We start from the raw sequence: 15,486 nt of genomic DNA on the forward strand, positions 1-15,486 counted from the left end.
ATCGGTGGATGGCCCCAGCTTACGTCAGGGCGTGGCGGGCGTGGCGTCTGCGGGTTTGGGGGCGTTCAGCGAGGCTTCGGTGACGATGGGGGTGAGCCAGGTGCCGGTGATGTCGTACACATGGGTGAAGGCGCGCGCCAGGGGTTCGCGAGCGATGTATTGCGCCAGGAAAGTGCCCAGACCGATGACGGGGTTGATCAGGGCATAGGCCAGCGAGGCCGCGCCGGCGTTGATGTTGGGCACGACGACCACGCGCAGATTCTGCGTTTCGGCGGCCAGGTTGGTGCTGCCTTCGATGCGCACCGAAGCGGCCACACCGCTCATGCGGAAGTCGCGGGTGGTGGCGATGCCGCTGGCCACGTTCACGTCGGCGTCGACCTTGTCGAAAGCGAAGCCGGACGAGAACAGGTCGCGGAAATCGAGGGTGAAGCGGCGCGGCAGGCTTTGCAGACTGAGCACGCCCAGCAGCTTGGCGATGCCGGGGTCGGCCTTGAGAAATTGCCCCTGCCCGAGCTGCAGATTGAACTGCCCGTCCAGGCTGGGAAAGTCCAGACTCAGCGGCGAGCCCAGCCAGGCCAGGTTGCCGCTGATGTCGCCCTTGCCGCCTTTGAGCAGGCCCGGTTTGCCCAGGGTGGCGAGCAGGCTGCCGGCGTCAAGGATGTCGAGCTTGAACTGCATGGTCGTGCGCCGCGCGGGCGAGGCGGAATCGGTGCTGCCGGGCGCGGTGAGTTGCGTACCCACGCTGGACCAGGCGCCGCTGCCGCTGAGCACGCCGCCGGGCGCGGAGAGCTGGAAGTGGGTGAGCTGCCACACCTTGCTGTCATCGACCCGGCCACGGTTGACGGCCTGCACTTCGAGGCGGGTGAAGTGGTGGCCGTGCAGATCGACGTTGTCGGCCACGATGTCCAGCGCGGGAATGCTCTTGGGTTGTTCGTCGAGCAGGTTTTCTACGTCGGAGTCGCTCGACTTGGGGAGTTCCAGCCGCGCCAGCCGGGCGCTCAGGGTGCCGGGGTTGCTGCCGCTGCCGATCTGCCAGCCGATATAGCCCGACATCTGGCGCGAGTTCACATTGGCCTGCAGCAGATCGCCGCTGCGGTTGCCGCCGATCACGACCTGATTGATCACGCGGTGCATCAGCGTGAGGCGGCCGATGTCCAGCGCCGCGGTGGTGGGCAGCAGCCCGATCAGCCCGCGATCACTGTTCGCGCGAAACACCACGGGCGTCTGCGCCGAGGTGTCGGGCAGCAGGGGTTTGATTGCGGCTTCCCAGGCATCGAGATCGAGCAGCGGCAGTTGCACATTGGCCTGCACGCCGGAGCTGGGTTGCGGCAACGCGACCTGCGGGCCGATGGCCAGTGCGCCGCTGAGCACGCGAAAATCTTCTGCCGACGCACCAGAGCCCGCTGCCGCGGGCAGCGGATCTTCCAGCGCGTAGCGGGCGCGGGCGATGCCGCCCAGGTCGATCTGCACCGTATTGCGGCGGGCGCCACTCGGGGCGGCGGGCAGCGGGGTGCGGGTGTAGAGCAGCGACTCGGGCGCATCCGCAGGCTTGCCCAGCGGCGGCGGCAGGTTGATGGCAACCCCCGCCAGATTGCTGCGCAGTTCCAGCGTGGGTTCCGGTGAGGCGCCGGGCTGCGCGGCTCCGGAGGGACTGGCGCTGCGACGCGGCTGGGTGATGCGCAGGGAGTAGGTGGACTGGCCCTGCAACACTTTGCCCAGCGTCTGCATCCACTGCGGCTGGGCGGCGCGCAGCCCGGCGCTGCTGAAGCCGCCGCTGGCGAGCAACTGCAGCGGCTCGCCCGGTTGCTGGCCGCCGCTGAGCTGAACCGCGCCGCCCAGCACATCCGGAGCCCTGAGCGCCACACGGAAGCCGTCGTGGGTGAAATCGACCGTGCCGCGCACCTGGTTGAACCGGGGCAGATCGCGGCTCCACAGCACGTCCACGCCTTGCAGTGTGGCCTGCCCCTTGACGGTGGCGGCCTCCATGTCGTCGAGCGGGAGCTTGAGGGCGATGTCCAGCGCTATCGGCCCTTGCGCCTGGACGTGGTCGAACACGCCGCCGAGTTGCCGGTTGATCGGGCTGTCGAGCAGGTAGCGCAGCGCATCGCTGGCGGGCGCCTGCGCCTTGCCGCTGATGCTCAGCACGCCGCGGTTGAAACTAGGCAGGCTGCCATTGACCGCGCTGAGCCGCGCGCCATACGCCTGGGCCGAGGCGTTGCGCACGTCGAGGCTGTGCGAGGTGATGCGCAGCTGGCCGTTGACTTGGGTGAGTTCCGGCCACTGCGCATTGGCGTGCACCGTGGCGGCGCTGGCGGTCTGCCCCGGCGGCAACAGGCTGCGCGGCGCGTAGTTGAGCACGCCGTCCTCGATCTGCGCGCTCACCTCGAAGGTGCCGCCAAACGAGCCATCCTTGGCCGGGACGTCGAAGGGGAAGTCTTCGAGCGGGCCCTTGACCGCAAACTCCACGTTCTGCGCCCTGCCCGCGGCGATGGCGCTGCGCAGGTAGTCGCGGGTGTGCAGGGGAATGTCGATGGGCAGATAGCGCCACACCGCGCGGGCGTCGGCGCGGCTGAGCTGCCCCTGCAGGTCGATACTGCCCATGCCTTGGGCCGCGCCGCGCCAGCTCAGCGTGGCCTGGCCCGCCGCATCGGCGTTGGCGAAATCCAAGCGCTGGGCGTTGACCAGCCACTGCCCGGTTTTGTCGCGCTTCCAGTCGAGGTCGGCGCGCAGGGTGTCGAAGCCCAGCCGGGCCGGGGCGTAGATCAGCGGCAGATCGAGAGCGCCGCCACGGCTGAGCTGGATTTGCGCTTTGCCGCCTTGCTGCGTCGCGCTGAGCGTGCCTGAGAGTCCGCTGACGCCGGGCAGATCGGCCGGGAGTTGCAGCACTTTTGCGGCCGCCTTGCCCCGGTCGATCAGCGGGCGGGGGTTGGCCGGGGGCGTGAGCTCTCCGCTGCCTGCCGGGCTGTTCCAGCGCAGGTCGGCAAACTGGGTTTGCAGTTGATAGCTCGGCGGCAGGCCGGTGGGCGCCACACCCTTGGGCCAGCTCGCCTGCGCGGTGAACGCGGCGACCCGGCCCTGCGGCTGCAGGACGGCCAGTCGCGCGTGCCACAGCGCGGGCAGCGGCAGGCGCTGCGCCAGGGCCGAGAGCGTGCCCAGGTCGAGCGCGCCAGTCTGCAGCCGCGCCTGCGTGGCGCCGCCCTTGGGCTGCTGCAATTGCCAGTCGATGGTGACGGGCGCCAGGCTTTGGCCCTGCGCGGTGCGGAACTGCAAGTTCTGCAAACTGGCGTTTTCGCCACCGGGCAGCGGCGCCCAGGTCATGCGGGTGGATAAGGTGTCGAGAGCGAAGGGGGGTAATGAGGCAGGCAAGGCGGGCGGCAAGGGGCCGGGGGTCTTGCTGGGCGCGAGTTGCAGGGCGACGCCGCGCAGCGCCAGATCGGCGGTGAAGGCGGTGGGCGCGGCTTTGTCGAGCTGCGCCCAGGCGCGCACGGAGCCGCGTCCGGTCTGTGTGGTGGCGGGCAGGGTCAGCGGCAACTGGGGCTGCAGCGCGGCGAGATCGACATTGGATGCCTCGCCGTACAGCGTGCCCTTCCAGCGCGAAAAATCGGCGGTATGGCGCAGAAAGAACGGTTGGCGGAAGCTGGCGCGCAAATCGATGGGGCCGCCAAAACCTGCTGGCGGCGTGGCGGTGAGCGCGGCGCGGTGGGTGAGCAGGGTATTGCGCAACAGCAGGTTGACCTGGGTGAGCGGCAGCGGCGGGGCCTGCTGCGCGGCGTTTTCCCAGGTGAGGCGGCTGTCGAGAATCAGGATTTCGTCCTGCTCGAACAGCCAGTCGGCGAACTGCTGCGCGGCGTCGCTTTGGCCGCTGCTGTTCAGCGCGATGCGTATGCCGCCGATCTCCAGATGGTTGGCGTCGGGCCGGGTCACGGTGAGGTCGGCGCCGCGGATCACCAGTTGATCGAAGGTGGGGGTGAGGCGGGTCAGGCTTTTCCACGAGGGCGTGGCTTCAACGGCGGCGAACTGCAGAGCGGGCTGGCCCTGCGGGCCGTCGATGCGCACATCGTGCAGGGCGAACTGCGGCATCAGCCCGTGCCATTGCGTCTGGATCGCGCCGATATGCACCGGCAGCCCCAGCGCCTGGCTGCTGACCTGCTCGACCCAGGGGCGGAACTGTTGCGCATTGGGCAGCACGGCGTAGCGCAAGGTCAGCAAGCCCGCGCCGAGCACGAAATACACCGTGAGCACGAGCAGAACAGCCGCCTCAAAGATGCGGGTGGCGGCGCGCAGCGAAAGATGGAGCAGAGACAAGGCGGATGCGCTGGGAGAAAAAGCGAAGTAGGAGCGAAACGTCGGAATCGATGGTAGTCAAACGCCATGGCGCTCCCTGCCGGAATGACTGAGATTTGCGCCGCGTCTTCGATTCCTGCGCTGGGGCGTCAGACACTGGTGAGGCCCGGTGCAGCCTTGTCTGCGCTGGCCTATGCTCCGCCCTCATCGCAGTTGCAGGATGGCCCCAATGGAGTTGTCGCAGTTTTCACGTTTTTATCGTCGTCATGTCGGTCGGTTCGACGAGGTGCTGGCCTGCTGGCCGCAGGGCATTCCCGCGCGGGGCGAAATCGACGCCGCCATCGCCGCCTTGCACCAGGCCGGCGCGCCGCTGCCCACGGTGTTGCGACGGGTGCGCAATGCGCTGATGCTGCGACTGATCGAATCCGATCTGGCGGGCGCGCCGCTGGAGGCCATCTGCATCGGCATCAGCGATCTGGCGGAAAGCGTGGTGGCCGCCGGGCTGCGCGCGGCGCATGCCGAGCTGCAACCGCGTTTTGGCGCGCCGCGCACCGAGACCGGCGAGGTGGCGCAGTTTCTCGTGGTCGGCATGGGCAAGCTGGGCGGGCGCGAACTCAATGTGTCGTCCGACATCGATCTGGTGTTCGTGTACGACGAAGACGGCCAGACCGATGGCGCCGTGCCTTTGAGCAACCGCGAATACTTCGGCCGCGTGGTGCGCGCCTTCGTGCCTCTGCTGTCGGACGTGACGGGCGACGGCTTCGTCTTCCGCGTCGATACCCGGCTGCGGCCCAACGGCGATAGCGGCCCGCCAGTGGTCAGCCTGGGCATGCTCGAAGAATATTTTCTGGTGCAGGGGCGCGAGTGGGAGCGGTTTGCCTGGCTCAAGTCGCGCGTGGTTTCGCCGCTCGACACGCCTCAGGCACAGCGCGCCGCGCAAGGGCTGGCGGCGGTGGTCGAGCCCTTCGTCTGGCGGCGCTATCTCGACTTCGGCATGCTCGAAGCCCTGCGCGCGCTGCACCGGCAGATTCGCGCCGAGGCCACCAAACGCGCCGCCGCCCGGCCCGACAAAGCCAACGATGTCAAGCTGGGCCGGGGCGGTATTCGCGAAATCGAATTCACCGTGCAACTGCTGCAGGTGGTGCGCGGTGGGCGCATGCCGCAGATTCGCGAAAGCGCCACCCTGCCCGCACTGCAATTGCTCGTTGCCCACGATCTGCTGCAGGCTGAAGCGGCCGAGCGGCTGGCGTCGAGCTACCGCTTTCTGCGCCGCCTGGAGCATCGCATTCAATACCTCGACGACGCGCAGACCCACAGCATGCCGTCTGAAGACGCCGACCTGCACGCACTGGCCTGGTCGATGGGCTTCGTCGATGACGACGCCAGCCAGCGCGCTGGCTGCCCCAAGGGCTGCAAGCTGTTGCGCGAACTCGACAAGGTGCGCGAATTCGTCGCCAGCGAGTTCGACGCCCTGCTGCATAACGGTCCGCAATGCACCGGCTGCAGCAAGCCGCCAGAAAGCATGGACGCGGTGCGGCACCGGCTGGCCAAGGCTGGCTTGGCGCACGACGCCATCGTCGCGCGGCTCAAGGCGCTTGAAACCTCGCCGCGCTACAGCGCTTTGAGCGACACCGGGCGGCTGCGGCTGCTGCGCGTGCTCGACCGGGTGATCGGCATGGCCGCCGAGCGCGCCACCGCCGAAGTGTGCCTGACCCGCGTCATCGACCTGCTCGAAGCCATCGGGCGGCGCGAAACCTATCTGGCGTTTTTCGCCGAGCAGCCCGCCGCGCTGGCGCGGCTGTGCAATGTGCTCGAAACCTCGGCCTGGGCAGCCGATTACATCAAGCGCCACCCCGCCGTGGTGGACGAACTCATCACCCCACCGAGCGAGCGCTTCAACGCCGCGGACTATCGGCTCGGCTTGCTGCGACACCACGCGCAACTGGCGGAGCGCGGGCGCTGGGATGCCGGCGAGGGCATGGACTTGCTGCGGCAAGGCTTTCACGCCGAAATGTTCCGCACCCTCTCGCGCGATCTGGCTGGGCTGATCAAGGTCGAGCAGGTGGCCGACGAACTCTCCGCCCTGGCCGATGCCACCGTGCAACTGGCGCTGGAATGGTGCTGGAAGGAACTGCCGCAGCGTCACCGCGAACAGCCCGCCTTCGCCGTGATCGCCTACGGCAAACTCGGCGGCAAGGAACTGGGCTACGGCAGCGATCTCGACATCGTCTTTCTCTACGACGACAGCGCGGACGGGGCGCAAGAAATCTACGCCGCCTTCGCCCGCAAGCTGGTGTGGTGGCTCACCGCGCACACCGCCGCAGGCCGTCTGTTCGAAATCGATACCCGGTTGCGCCCCAACGGCAATGCCGGGCTGCTGGTCACCAGCGTCGAGGCCTTCGACGGCTACCAGCGCGGCCGCGGCAGCAACACCGCGTGGACCTGGGAACATCAGGCGCTCACCCGGGCGCGCTGCTGCGCGGGCGATCTGGCCATCGGCGCGCGCTTCGAGGCCATCCGCACCGCCGTGCTCACCACCCGGCGCGATGCGGACGCGCTGCGCACTGAAATCCTCGCCATGCGGCAGAAAGTGGCCGACGGCCACCGCAACCCCAGCGGCCTGTTCGACGTCAAGCACGACGCAGGTGGCATGGTCGATGTCGAATTCGCCGTGCAGTATCTGGTGCTGGCGCACGCCGCCGACTACCCGCAGCTCACCGCCGATCTAGGCAACATCGCCCTGCTCGGCATGGCCGATGCGCTGGGCCTGCTGCCCGCCGGGGTCGGCCGACCCGCGGCCGACGCCTACCGCGAACTCCGCCGCATCCAGCACCGCGAACGCCTGGCCGGGGCCGACGCCGCCCGCGTGGCCGCAGACACGCTGCAGGCCCAGCGCGCCGCGGTGCACGCGCTCACCAACGCCGTGTTCGGCGCGCAGCGGGTGGCGCAAGAGGCCGAGGCGTAGGCGAGTTCGGTTTGCGTCCCGGTCTTTCTGTTCAGGGTAGCTGAACAGAAAGACAGAATTTATCAATTTTCCTTACCTAAAGCCGCCCTTAGGATTACTCCTGCCGTCGGCTTATGCAGGGCGGTCCTCTTGTTGCGGCGGCCTGAGCAAGGTTTCGCAGGCTGCCGCTCCCCTTCGATCTGTTGCAGCAGACTTCCGTGCGAAAGCCCCAAGCCGATGAACTGGATTGATGTTGCCGTTCTGGCCCTGCCAGCCTTGCCCCTGCTGTCCGCTGCTCTGATTCCCTTGTCAACCGGGGGGCATCCACGTCGCGCGGCGCGCTGGAGCATCGGGTTCACCACCTTTACGCTGCTGGTGGCGCTGGCGCTATTGGTGCAGCATTTGCGCGGCGCGGAGGGGCAGTCGCTGTTTGTCGGCGTGCAGAGTATCGGACTGCTGCTCGATCCGCTGAGTCTGGCCATGTCGGTGCTGGTGGCGGGCATCAGCCTGATCGTGCATGTGTATTCGCTGAATTACATGGCCGATGAGCCCGGTTATGTGCGCTTTTTCTCCCTGCTCGATCTGATGACGGCGACCATCCTGCTGATGGTCAGCGCAGGCGATCTGATCACGCTGCTGGTGGCGTGGTTTGCCGTGGGGCAGTTGCTGTATTTCCTGTTGGGGCACAACACCCAGCGCGAGGTCACCGGGCGCTACGCCTTCTGGACGTTCATCACCTACCGTTTGGGCGACCTACCTTTGGTGGGCGCTGCGTTGTTGCTGGTCAAAGCCTATGGGGCGTGGGATCTGCCCACGCTGTTCGCGCGCGTCGCCGCCGATCCGCATCTGCAACTGGGCGGCGTTGCCGTGGTGCCGGTGGCCGCTCTGCTGGTGGCTCTGGCGGCTTTTGCGCGCTCGGCCCAGTTTCCGCTGCACATCTGGCTGCCCTACACCATGGACGGCCCCACGCCCGTGTCGGCGTTGATGCACGCGGGCATCGTCAATGCGGGCGGCTTTCTGTTCAACCGCTTCGCGCCGCTGCTGATCCACGCGCCGGACGTGTTGCACCTGGCTTTCGTCGTCGGCTTGGTCACGGCCTTGCTCGGCTCGGCACTGATGCTCACGCAAAACGACATCAAGAAGTCGTTGGGCTACTCCACCATGGGCCAGATGGGCTTCATGATCATGGAGTGCGGCCTGGGGGCGTTTTCACTGGCGGTGTATCACCTCATTGCGCACGGTCTGTTCAAGGCCACGCTGTTTCTTGGCTCGGGCAATGTCATTGGCGACACCCGGCGCGATGACGGCGTGCCCGCCGATGACATCTACACCTTCGTGGTCGAACGGCGCCCGCTGCGTGCGGTGAAGGTGCCCTGGCTGCTGGCCGCGACGATCACGGTGCTGGTGCCCGCTGTGGTGCTCGGGCTGTCGCACTGGCTGGTGGCCGCCGACTTCTTCCACAAACAGGGCGCAATCGTGCTGCTGTTCTTTGGCTGGGTCACGGGGGCGCAGGTGTTTTTCTCCATCCACAAGCTGCCCAGCGAGAACCCGTGGCGTTCGCTGACCCTGATTTTTTTGTCTTTCCTCATCGTGGTCGTGGGCTACACCCTGATCGCACACGCGTTTGAGACCTTCCTTTATCCCGATCCGGTGTTGCGCGACGCCACCTATGCCGCTGCGGGCATCAACCTGCTGGCTTTCGATCTGATGATCATTTTCTTCACCCTGGTGCTGGTCGGCGCCTGGCTGGTGACGTTTTATGCGCAATCGCTCGATCTGGAAGGGCGGCAGGGCACGCTGTGGAACGCTATTTATCTCAATCTCTACGCCCTGTTTTCGCGTGAGTTCTACATCTCCGACATCTACACCCAGATGTCGCACGCCACGGTCGCAGCGTCCAAGCGGGTGAACGTCTGGCTGCGCTGGGTTTGAGGGAAAGAGAAAGCGATGATCGAACTGCTGATCTGTGCCGTTTTGCTGCTGCCGCTGCTGCCTTTCAGCCTGGCGGTGAATGCTGCGCTCCAGGCCTTGCCCAACTGGCTGCGCGCGCTGCTGCTCATTGCCCTGCCGGTGGCGGGGGCGGTGGTGCTCGGCGGCGTGCCTGTGCCGACAGGTGCGTTGGCCAGCGTGATCCAGGTGGCCGCGGCGCTCACCGCGCTGTTCTATGCCTGGCGACTGCTTTCGGTGCGCGAACTGTTCGTTTGGGCGCGGCTGCAGGCCACCTCGGCCTGGGCGTTGATCTGGCTGGCCTGGCTGTTCGGGATGTCGGGTGAGCGCTTGATCGCTGTAGCGCTGGCACTGAGCCTGCCGGCTGCTGTGCTCACCCTGCTGGCCTGTGCGCTGCAACGTCGTCTGGGCGGCGCTTATCTGGGCCTGCGCGGGCGGCTCGGTGCGATCTACCCCCGCCTCACCGGGGCGCTGGTGGTGGCGCTGGTGGCGGCGCTGGCCGCGCCGCCGTTCCCGGGGTTTTTCGCCCTGCTGGCCGTGCTGCACCAGGTGTCGGCCGTTAGCGTGTTCATCGTGCTTGCAGTCTGGATTTTGTGGAGTTGGGCGGCTTCGCTGCTGTGGCAGCACAGTTTGTTCGGCGAGCCCTGGCCGCAGCCAGTCGGCACAGTCGATCTGTCGACAACGATGGCCGCCGTGTGGGTTTTGCTGGCGCTGGCGGCAATTTCTCTGGGTCTGATCGGGGGTTGGGTATGGTCGATGCACTGAATCTGGCCAAGCGCCTGCGGGTGCGCTCTACGGCCTACGTGGCGGGCGAACCGGTGCCTTATTTCTGGCCGATGCGCACCTTCATTCACCACAATCCGCTGTACGGGCTGGAGCACTTGCCGTTCGAGCAGGCGGTGCGCCGCGGCGCGGAGTTGTTTCACGCGCGCATGTTCCTGCCCCGCAGCAACTATCAGCACTGGCAGCGTGAGGGCAAGGTGCAAGCGCAGACGCTGGCCCAGGAAATCGAACGGCGCGCGCAGCAACTGCCCGCGGTGACGGGGATCGACTGGCCACAATGGCTGCATGCCATGATGCAGGCCGAGCATGACCGTGATTTTGTCGTTCCCGGCGCGCTAACGGCCGATGTGCACGCGGCCCTGCACGCGCAGACCGCGACTCAGCAGACGGTCGATGTCGCCACGCTACTGCCCGCCCTGAAGCATCGTCTGCACGCGCATACCCTGCCCGAGGCGGTCGATGCCTTGTGGGGCACCCGCCTGGCCGACGAACTCGACGAACTGGTGATCAAGAGCTGTCTGGACTTTTTCGACGAAGACCAGTCGTCCTGGCGCATGCCAGGGCGCGAGCGCGGGCTGTTTGCGGCCTGGAGCGAAGTCACCCGGCGCAATGCCCGCATGTTTCTTCGGGGGCTCAACGTTCGGCGCATTCTCGACCGCGTCGAAGATGCCGAAAGCGCTGTGGTGCATGTCATGGAGGAAATGGGCGTCGACACCGAGGACTGGTCGGCCTATTTCACCCGCGAGCTCACCCGCCTGCACGGCTGGACCGGCTTCGTGCGCTGGCGGGCCTCGGCCAAGCATTACTACTGGGCGCAGCGCTACCCGGCCGACATCGTCGATCTGCTGGCCATTCGGCTGATCGTGGGGCTCGCCTTGTTGCAAGAGAGCGCGCGCCATCGCGGCACGCCGGTGCAGCGCGGGCAACTCGACGCCTTGCTGCAAGAGCGCAGTGCCGAATGTCTGCTGCGCGAAGCACTGCACAGCGGCGCGGTGCTGCCCGACTGGGCGCAGCGCATCGACGACACGCTGGCGCGTGGCCACTGCGCCCGCTGCGACGACCTGCTGCAGCGCTACTGGCCGCTGTGGCAGCGCAAACTCGCGCAGGAGCAGGCCGACGCGTTGCGAGCGCTGACCGTTGCCGCCAAAGCCACGCCCGCGCTCGAAGCGCTCGACCCCAGCGGGGTGCAAGGGCTGCTGCAGGGCTTGCAGGAATTTGGCGAGCAGGAGGGCATGGTCTGGACTCTGGCGATGGAGGCGCAGTCCATCGACCATCTGCTGGCTCGGGTGCAGGTGCCCCAAGACCTGCCTGCCGACAAGCGTCCGTTTGCCCAGGCCTGGTTTTGCATCGACGTGCGCTCTGAACCCATTCGCCGCCATTTGGAGCGCGTGGGCGACTATCAGACCTTCGGCATCGCCGGATTTTTCGGCGTGCCCGTGGGCTTTCTGGGATACGGCAAAGGCAGCGAAAGCCACTTCTGCCCGGCGGTGGTCACGCCCAAGAATCTGGTGCTCGAACTGCCCGCGGCCCTCGATCCCAACGACGAAGACTTTGTCAGCACCCTGGGGCATGTGCTGCACGACCTCAAAAGCTCGGTGCTCTCGCCCTACGTCACCGTCGAGGCGGTGGGCATGTTGTTCGGTCTCGATCTGTTCGGCAAGACTCTGGCGCCGCTGGGCTACAGCCGCTGGCGCAGTCGCATCGACGCCGAAAAGCCCGTCACCCGCCTGCTGGTCGACAAGCTCACCCGCGAGCAGGCCGATTCCATCATCCGCACCCTGCAGCGGGCCATGATCGTCAAGGCGCTGCATGCCGAGTTGCACATTGACCGCGAACGGGTCGATGACGCCATGATCCGCGAACTGCGCGAAACCGCGCTGCGCCACCGCAGCGGACCCACGCGTCTGCGCGAGTCGTTCGGCGTGTCGGACAAGCAAGAAGCCGAATTCATCGACAAGTTGCGCGAGGTGTACCGCGTCGATCCCGACTTTGCCGGCTACCAACTGGTGCGGCTGGGACGAATTGGCTACTCGCTCGACGAGCAGGTCAACTATGTGCATACCGCGTTGACCATGATCGGTTTGACCCAGACCTTCTCACGCTTCGTGCTCATCGTCGGCCACCAGGGTCAAACCGAGAACAACCCCTACGAGTCGGCGCTGGATTGCGGCGCCTGCGGTGGCGGCAGCGGTCTGGTCAACGCCCGGGTGCTGTCCCAGATGGCCAACAAGACGGCGGTGCGCGAGCGCCTTGCGACCATGGGCATCACCATCCCGGAAGACACCTGGTTCCTGCCGGCCGTGCACACCACCACCACCGATTCCATCGAACTGCTCGACCTCGACCTGCTGCCCCCGCGCCTGCTCGTCTATCTGGAGCGCTTGCGCAACGGCCTGCGGGCGGCTTCGCGCCTGGCCGCAGCCGAGCGCATGCCCAAGTTGATGTCCAGCCCGCGTGAACTCGATCCGGCCCATGCTTACCGCCTGGCACACCGTCTGGCGGTCGATTGGTCGCAGACGCGGCCCGAGTGGGGGCTATCGAAGAACGTCTACGGCATCATCGGTCGCCGCAGTCTGACCGAGGCCGCCGATCTGGAAGGGCGGCCCTTTCTGCAGTCCTACGACTGGCGCTGTGACCCCAAGGGGCGTCTGCTCGAGAACATTCTCGCGGCGCCCGTCGTGGTGGGCGAGTGGATCAACCTGGAGCATTTTTTCTCCACCGTCGATAACGCCCACATGGGCAGTGGCAGCAAGGCCTATCACAACGTCGCTGGACGCTTCGGGGTGATGACCGGCAATCTGAGCGACCTGCGCACCGGCCTGCCGATGCAAACGGTGATGCGCGAAGGACGCCCCTACCACGAGCCGATGCGGCTGATCGCCTTAATTGAAGCTCCGCTCGACTTTGCCGGGCGGGCGCTGCAAAGCGTGGTCAAGGTCAAGAGCCTGGTGCTCGGCGGCTGGATCCGCGCCATCGTCATCGACCCCACTCAGGGCTACAAACCTTTCGTCTACAACAACGGGCAATGGGAGGAGCGCGCACCGCTCGTTGCCCAGACTCAGGAGGATCTCGTCGCATGAACGCCATCAAGCTGTATCCGCTGAAAAAACTCGAAATCATCCTGGAAGGAGCGCACAAGGAATTCGCCACCGACCTGCTCGACCGCGCCGGTGTGAAGGGTTACACCATCGTCGGCAACCTGTCGGGCAAAGGCAGCCACGGCATGTACGAAGGCCACCTCATGTTCAATGAGGACGATGCGCTGATCATGATCATCGCTGCGGTGCCCGAGGAACTCGTGGGCCCGCTGCTCGAAGGCTTCCAGCCCTTTTTCGAGGCGCACTCCGGCGTGGTGTTCGTGCACGACATTCAGGTCGGGCGCCCCATCAAATTCCGCAACTGATCGGCGCCGAGACGGATCGGATGATTTAGTTTTCCTGAACGAAAGTGTTGTCGATATAAATTGATTCTTATGTGAGCGGGGCGGTATTCTTCAATCCGCTTTCAAGGATATGCGGTTTGTGCAGAGATCTTCTGACCTCTCACGGCTGCTTGGAATTCCAAGCAGCGCAACGCAAGACGGGTCGTCCCGACTTGTTCTGTGTTGCGGTATCAAAGAGACTTTTTGTTGGCCGCCCGTACCTGTTGGCCAGAACATTGAAATTTTTGTCACGTTTCATCGCTAAGGAGTGATCGATATGGCAGTTAAGACCTATCAGGCCGGCGTTAAGGAGTACCGGCAAACCTATTGGATGCCGGAGTACACCCCTCTGGACACCGATCTACTGGCCTGCTTCAAGATCACCCCGCAAGCGGGCGTCGATCGCGAAGAGGCTGCAGCCGCTGTGGCGGCCGAGTCGTCCACCGGCACCTGGACCACGGTGTGGACCGATCTGCTGACCGACATGGACTACTACAAGGGCCGCGCCTACCGCATCGAAGACGTGCCCGGCGACGACACCTGCTTCTACGCCTTCATCGCCTATCCGATCGACCTGTTCGAAGAAGGCTCGGTGGTCAACGTGTTCACCTCGCTGGTGGGCAATGTGTTCGGCTTCAAGGCCATCCGCGCCCTGCGCCTGGAAGACATCCGCTTCCCGATCGCCTACGTCAAGACCTGCAACGGCCCGCCCAACGGCATCCAGGTCGAGCGCGACGTGATCAACAAATACGGCCGTCCGCTGCTGGGCTGCACCATCAAACCCAAACTGGGTCTGTCGGGCAAGAACTACGGCCGCGCCGTGTACGAATGCTTGCGCGGTGGTCTCGATTTCACCAAGGACGACGAGAACATCAACTCGCAGCCCTTCATGCGCTGGAAGCAGCGTTTCGACTTCGTGCAGGAAGCCACGCTCAAGGCCGAGCAGGAAACCGGCGAGCGCAAGGGCCACTACCTGAACGTGACCGCCCCGACCCCGGACGAAATGTTCAAGCGTGCGGAGTACGCCAAGGAAATCGGCGCGCCCATCATCATGCACGACTACATCACCGGCGGCTTCTGCGCCAACACCGGCCTGGCGCAATGGTGCCGCGACAACGGCATGCTGCTGCACATCCACCGCGCCATGCACGCCGTGCTTGACCGCAACCCGCACCACGGCATCCACTTCCGCGTGCTGACCAAGATCCTGCGTCTGTCGGGTGGCGACCACCTGCACACCGGCACCGTGGTGGGCAAGCTCGAAGGCGACCGCGCTTCCACCCTGGGCTGGATCGACCTGCTGCGCGAATCGTATGTGCCGGAAGACCGCAGCCGCGGCATCTTTTTCGATCAAGACTGGGGCTCCATGCCCGGCGCCTTCGCCGTGGCCTCCGGTGGCATTCACGTGTGGCACATGCCCGCGCTGGTGACCATCTTCGGCGATGATTCCGTGCTGCAGTTCGGCGGCGGCACCCTCGGCCACCCCTGGGGCAACGCGGCCGGCGCCGCAGCCAACCGCGTGGCGCTCGAAGCCTGCGTGCAAGCCCGCAATGAAGGTCGTCAGGTTGAAAAGGAAGGTCGCGAGATTCTCACCGCAGCCGCCCAGCATTCGCCCGAACTGAAAATCGCCATGGAAACCTGGAAAGAAATCAAGTTCGAGTTCGACACCGTCGACAAGCTGGACGTCACCAACAAGTGACCGATCCCGGTGCGGTGGCCGCTGAGGCCGCCGCTGCCTGACACCGTTTGCTCTCAAAGGAATTCATCATGGCCACTGTGCAAGCCTACAAAGCCACCAAGAAGTACGAAACCTTCTCTTATCTGCCGCAAATGACGCCCGAACAGGTGCGTCGCCAGATTGCCTACACCATCGCCCAGGGCTGGAACCCCGCGGTGGAGCACACCGAAAAGGGCACCTCAGCTCGCGTGAGCTTCTGGTACATGTGGAAGCTGCCGCTGTTCGGCGAGCAGTCCGTCGATGCGGTGCTGGCTGAACTTGAGGCCTGCCACCGCGAATTTCCTGACCACATGGTGCGTTTTGTCGCTTATGACAACTACGCCCAGAGCCAGGGTCTCGCGTTCGTGGTCTACCGCTGATCGCGGATCT

At 65.7% G+C, this 15,486-nt stretch carries 8 protein-coding genes; 7 read left to right on the top strand and 1 reads right to left on the bottom strand.

Annotation, left to right across the window (positions count from 1 at the left end):
• Window positions 1-24 precede the first annotated feature (24 nt).
• A complete protein-coding gene (locus THI_RS00575; protein WP_013104271.1) occupies window positions 25-4,305 on the bottom strand; it encodes a YhdP family phospholipid transporter in 4,281 nt (1,426 codons plus the stop codon).
• Between the two features lie 208 nt (window positions 4,306-4,513).
• Here THI_RS00575 and glnE point away from each other — a divergent pair, with 208 nt between their 5' ends.
• The 7 genes from glnE (at window position 4,514) to THI_RS00610 (ending at window position 15,476) form a co-directional block, all read left to right on the top strand.
• Entirely contained in the window at window positions 4,514-7,249 is a 2,736-nt protein-coding gene (gene glnE / locus THI_RS00580) for a bifunctional [glutamate--ammonia ligase]-adenylyl-L-tyrosine phosphorylase/[glutamate--ammonia-ligase] adenylyltransferase (protein ID WP_013104272.1), read from the top strand.
• 216 nt (window positions 7,250-7,465) lie between these two features.
• Window positions 7,466-9,160 carry a proton-conducting transporter transmembrane domain-containing protein gene (locus THI_RS00585; RefSeq protein ID WP_013104273.1) on the top strand — a complete coding sequence of 565 codons (1,695 nt, stop codon included), beginning with the start codon at window positions 7,466-7,468 and terminating at the stop codon, window positions 9,158-9,160.
• Between the two features lie 15 nt (window positions 9,161-9,175).
• Window positions 9,176-9,940, top strand: a complete 765-nt coding sequence (locus THI_RS00590; protein ID WP_013104274.1) for a hypothetical protein — start codon at window positions 9,176-9,178, stop codon at window positions 9,938-9,940.
• Window positions 9,925-13,038 carry a DUF2309 domain-containing protein gene (locus tag THI_RS00595; RefSeq protein ID WP_013104275.1) on the top strand — a complete coding sequence of 1,038 codons (3,114 nt, stop codon included), beginning with the start codon at window positions 9,925-9,927 and terminating at the stop codon, window positions 13,036-13,038. Before THI_RS00590 ends, THI_RS00595 begins: the two co-directional genes overlap by 16 nt.
• Window positions 13,035-13,361: a P-II family nitrogen regulator gene (locus tag THI_RS00600; protein ID WP_013104276.1), complete on the top strand. Its 327-nt coding sequence runs from the start codon at window positions 13,035-13,037 to the stop codon at window positions 13,359-13,361. The genes THI_RS00595 and THI_RS00600 overlap by 4 nt, the downstream gene beginning before the upstream one ends.
• 295 nt (window positions 13,362-13,656) lie before the next feature.
• Window positions 13,657-15,078 carry a form I ribulose bisphosphate carboxylase large subunit gene (locus tag THI_RS00605; RefSeq protein ID WP_013104278.1) on the top strand — a complete coding sequence of 474 codons (1,422 nt, stop codon included), beginning with the start codon at window positions 13,657-13,659 and terminating at the stop codon, window positions 15,076-15,078.
• A gap of 68 nt (window positions 15,079-15,146) precedes the next feature.
• Window positions 15,147-15,476 (top strand): ribulose bisphosphate carboxylase small subunit, encoded by a 330-nt coding sequence (locus THI_RS00610; protein ID WP_013104279.1) that lies wholly within the window; start codon window positions 15,147-15,149, stop codon window positions 15,474-15,476.
• The last annotated feature ends 10 nt before the right edge of the window (window positions 15,477-15,486 follow it).

The sequence above is a fragment of the Thiomonas arsenitoxydans genome (assembly GCF_000253115.1).
Lineage (GTDB): Bacteria > Pseudomonadota > Gammaproteobacteria > Burkholderiales > Burkholderiaceae_C > Thiomonas > Thiomonas arsenitoxydans.

Coding starts and splice junctions, on each gene's coding strand:
- glnE (WP_013104272.1), top strand. CDS start 4,514: ATGGAGTTGTCGCAGTTTTCACGTTTTTATCGTCGTCATGTCGGTCGG.
- THI_RS00585 (WP_013104273.1), top strand. CDS start 7,466: ATGAACTGGATTGATGTTGCCGTTCTGGCCCTGCCAGCCTTGCCCCTG.
- THI_RS00590 (WP_013104274.1), top strand. CDS start 9,176: ATGATCGAACTGCTGATCTGTGCCGTTTTGCTGCTGCCGCTGCTGCCT.
- THI_RS00595 (WP_013104275.1), top strand. CDS start 9,925: ATGGTCGATGCACTGAATCTGGCCAAGCGCCTGCGGGTGCGCTCTACG.
- THI_RS00600 (WP_013104276.1), top strand. CDS start 13,035: ATGAACGCCATCAAGCTGTATCCGCTGAAAAAACTCGAAATCATCCTG.
- THI_RS00605 (WP_013104278.1), top strand. CDS start 13,657: ATGGCAGTTAAGACCTATCAGGCCGGCGTTAAGGAGTACCGGCAAACC.
- THI_RS00610 (WP_013104279.1), top strand. CDS start 15,147: ATGGCCACTGTGCAAGCCTACAAAGCCACCAAGAAGTACGAAACCTTC.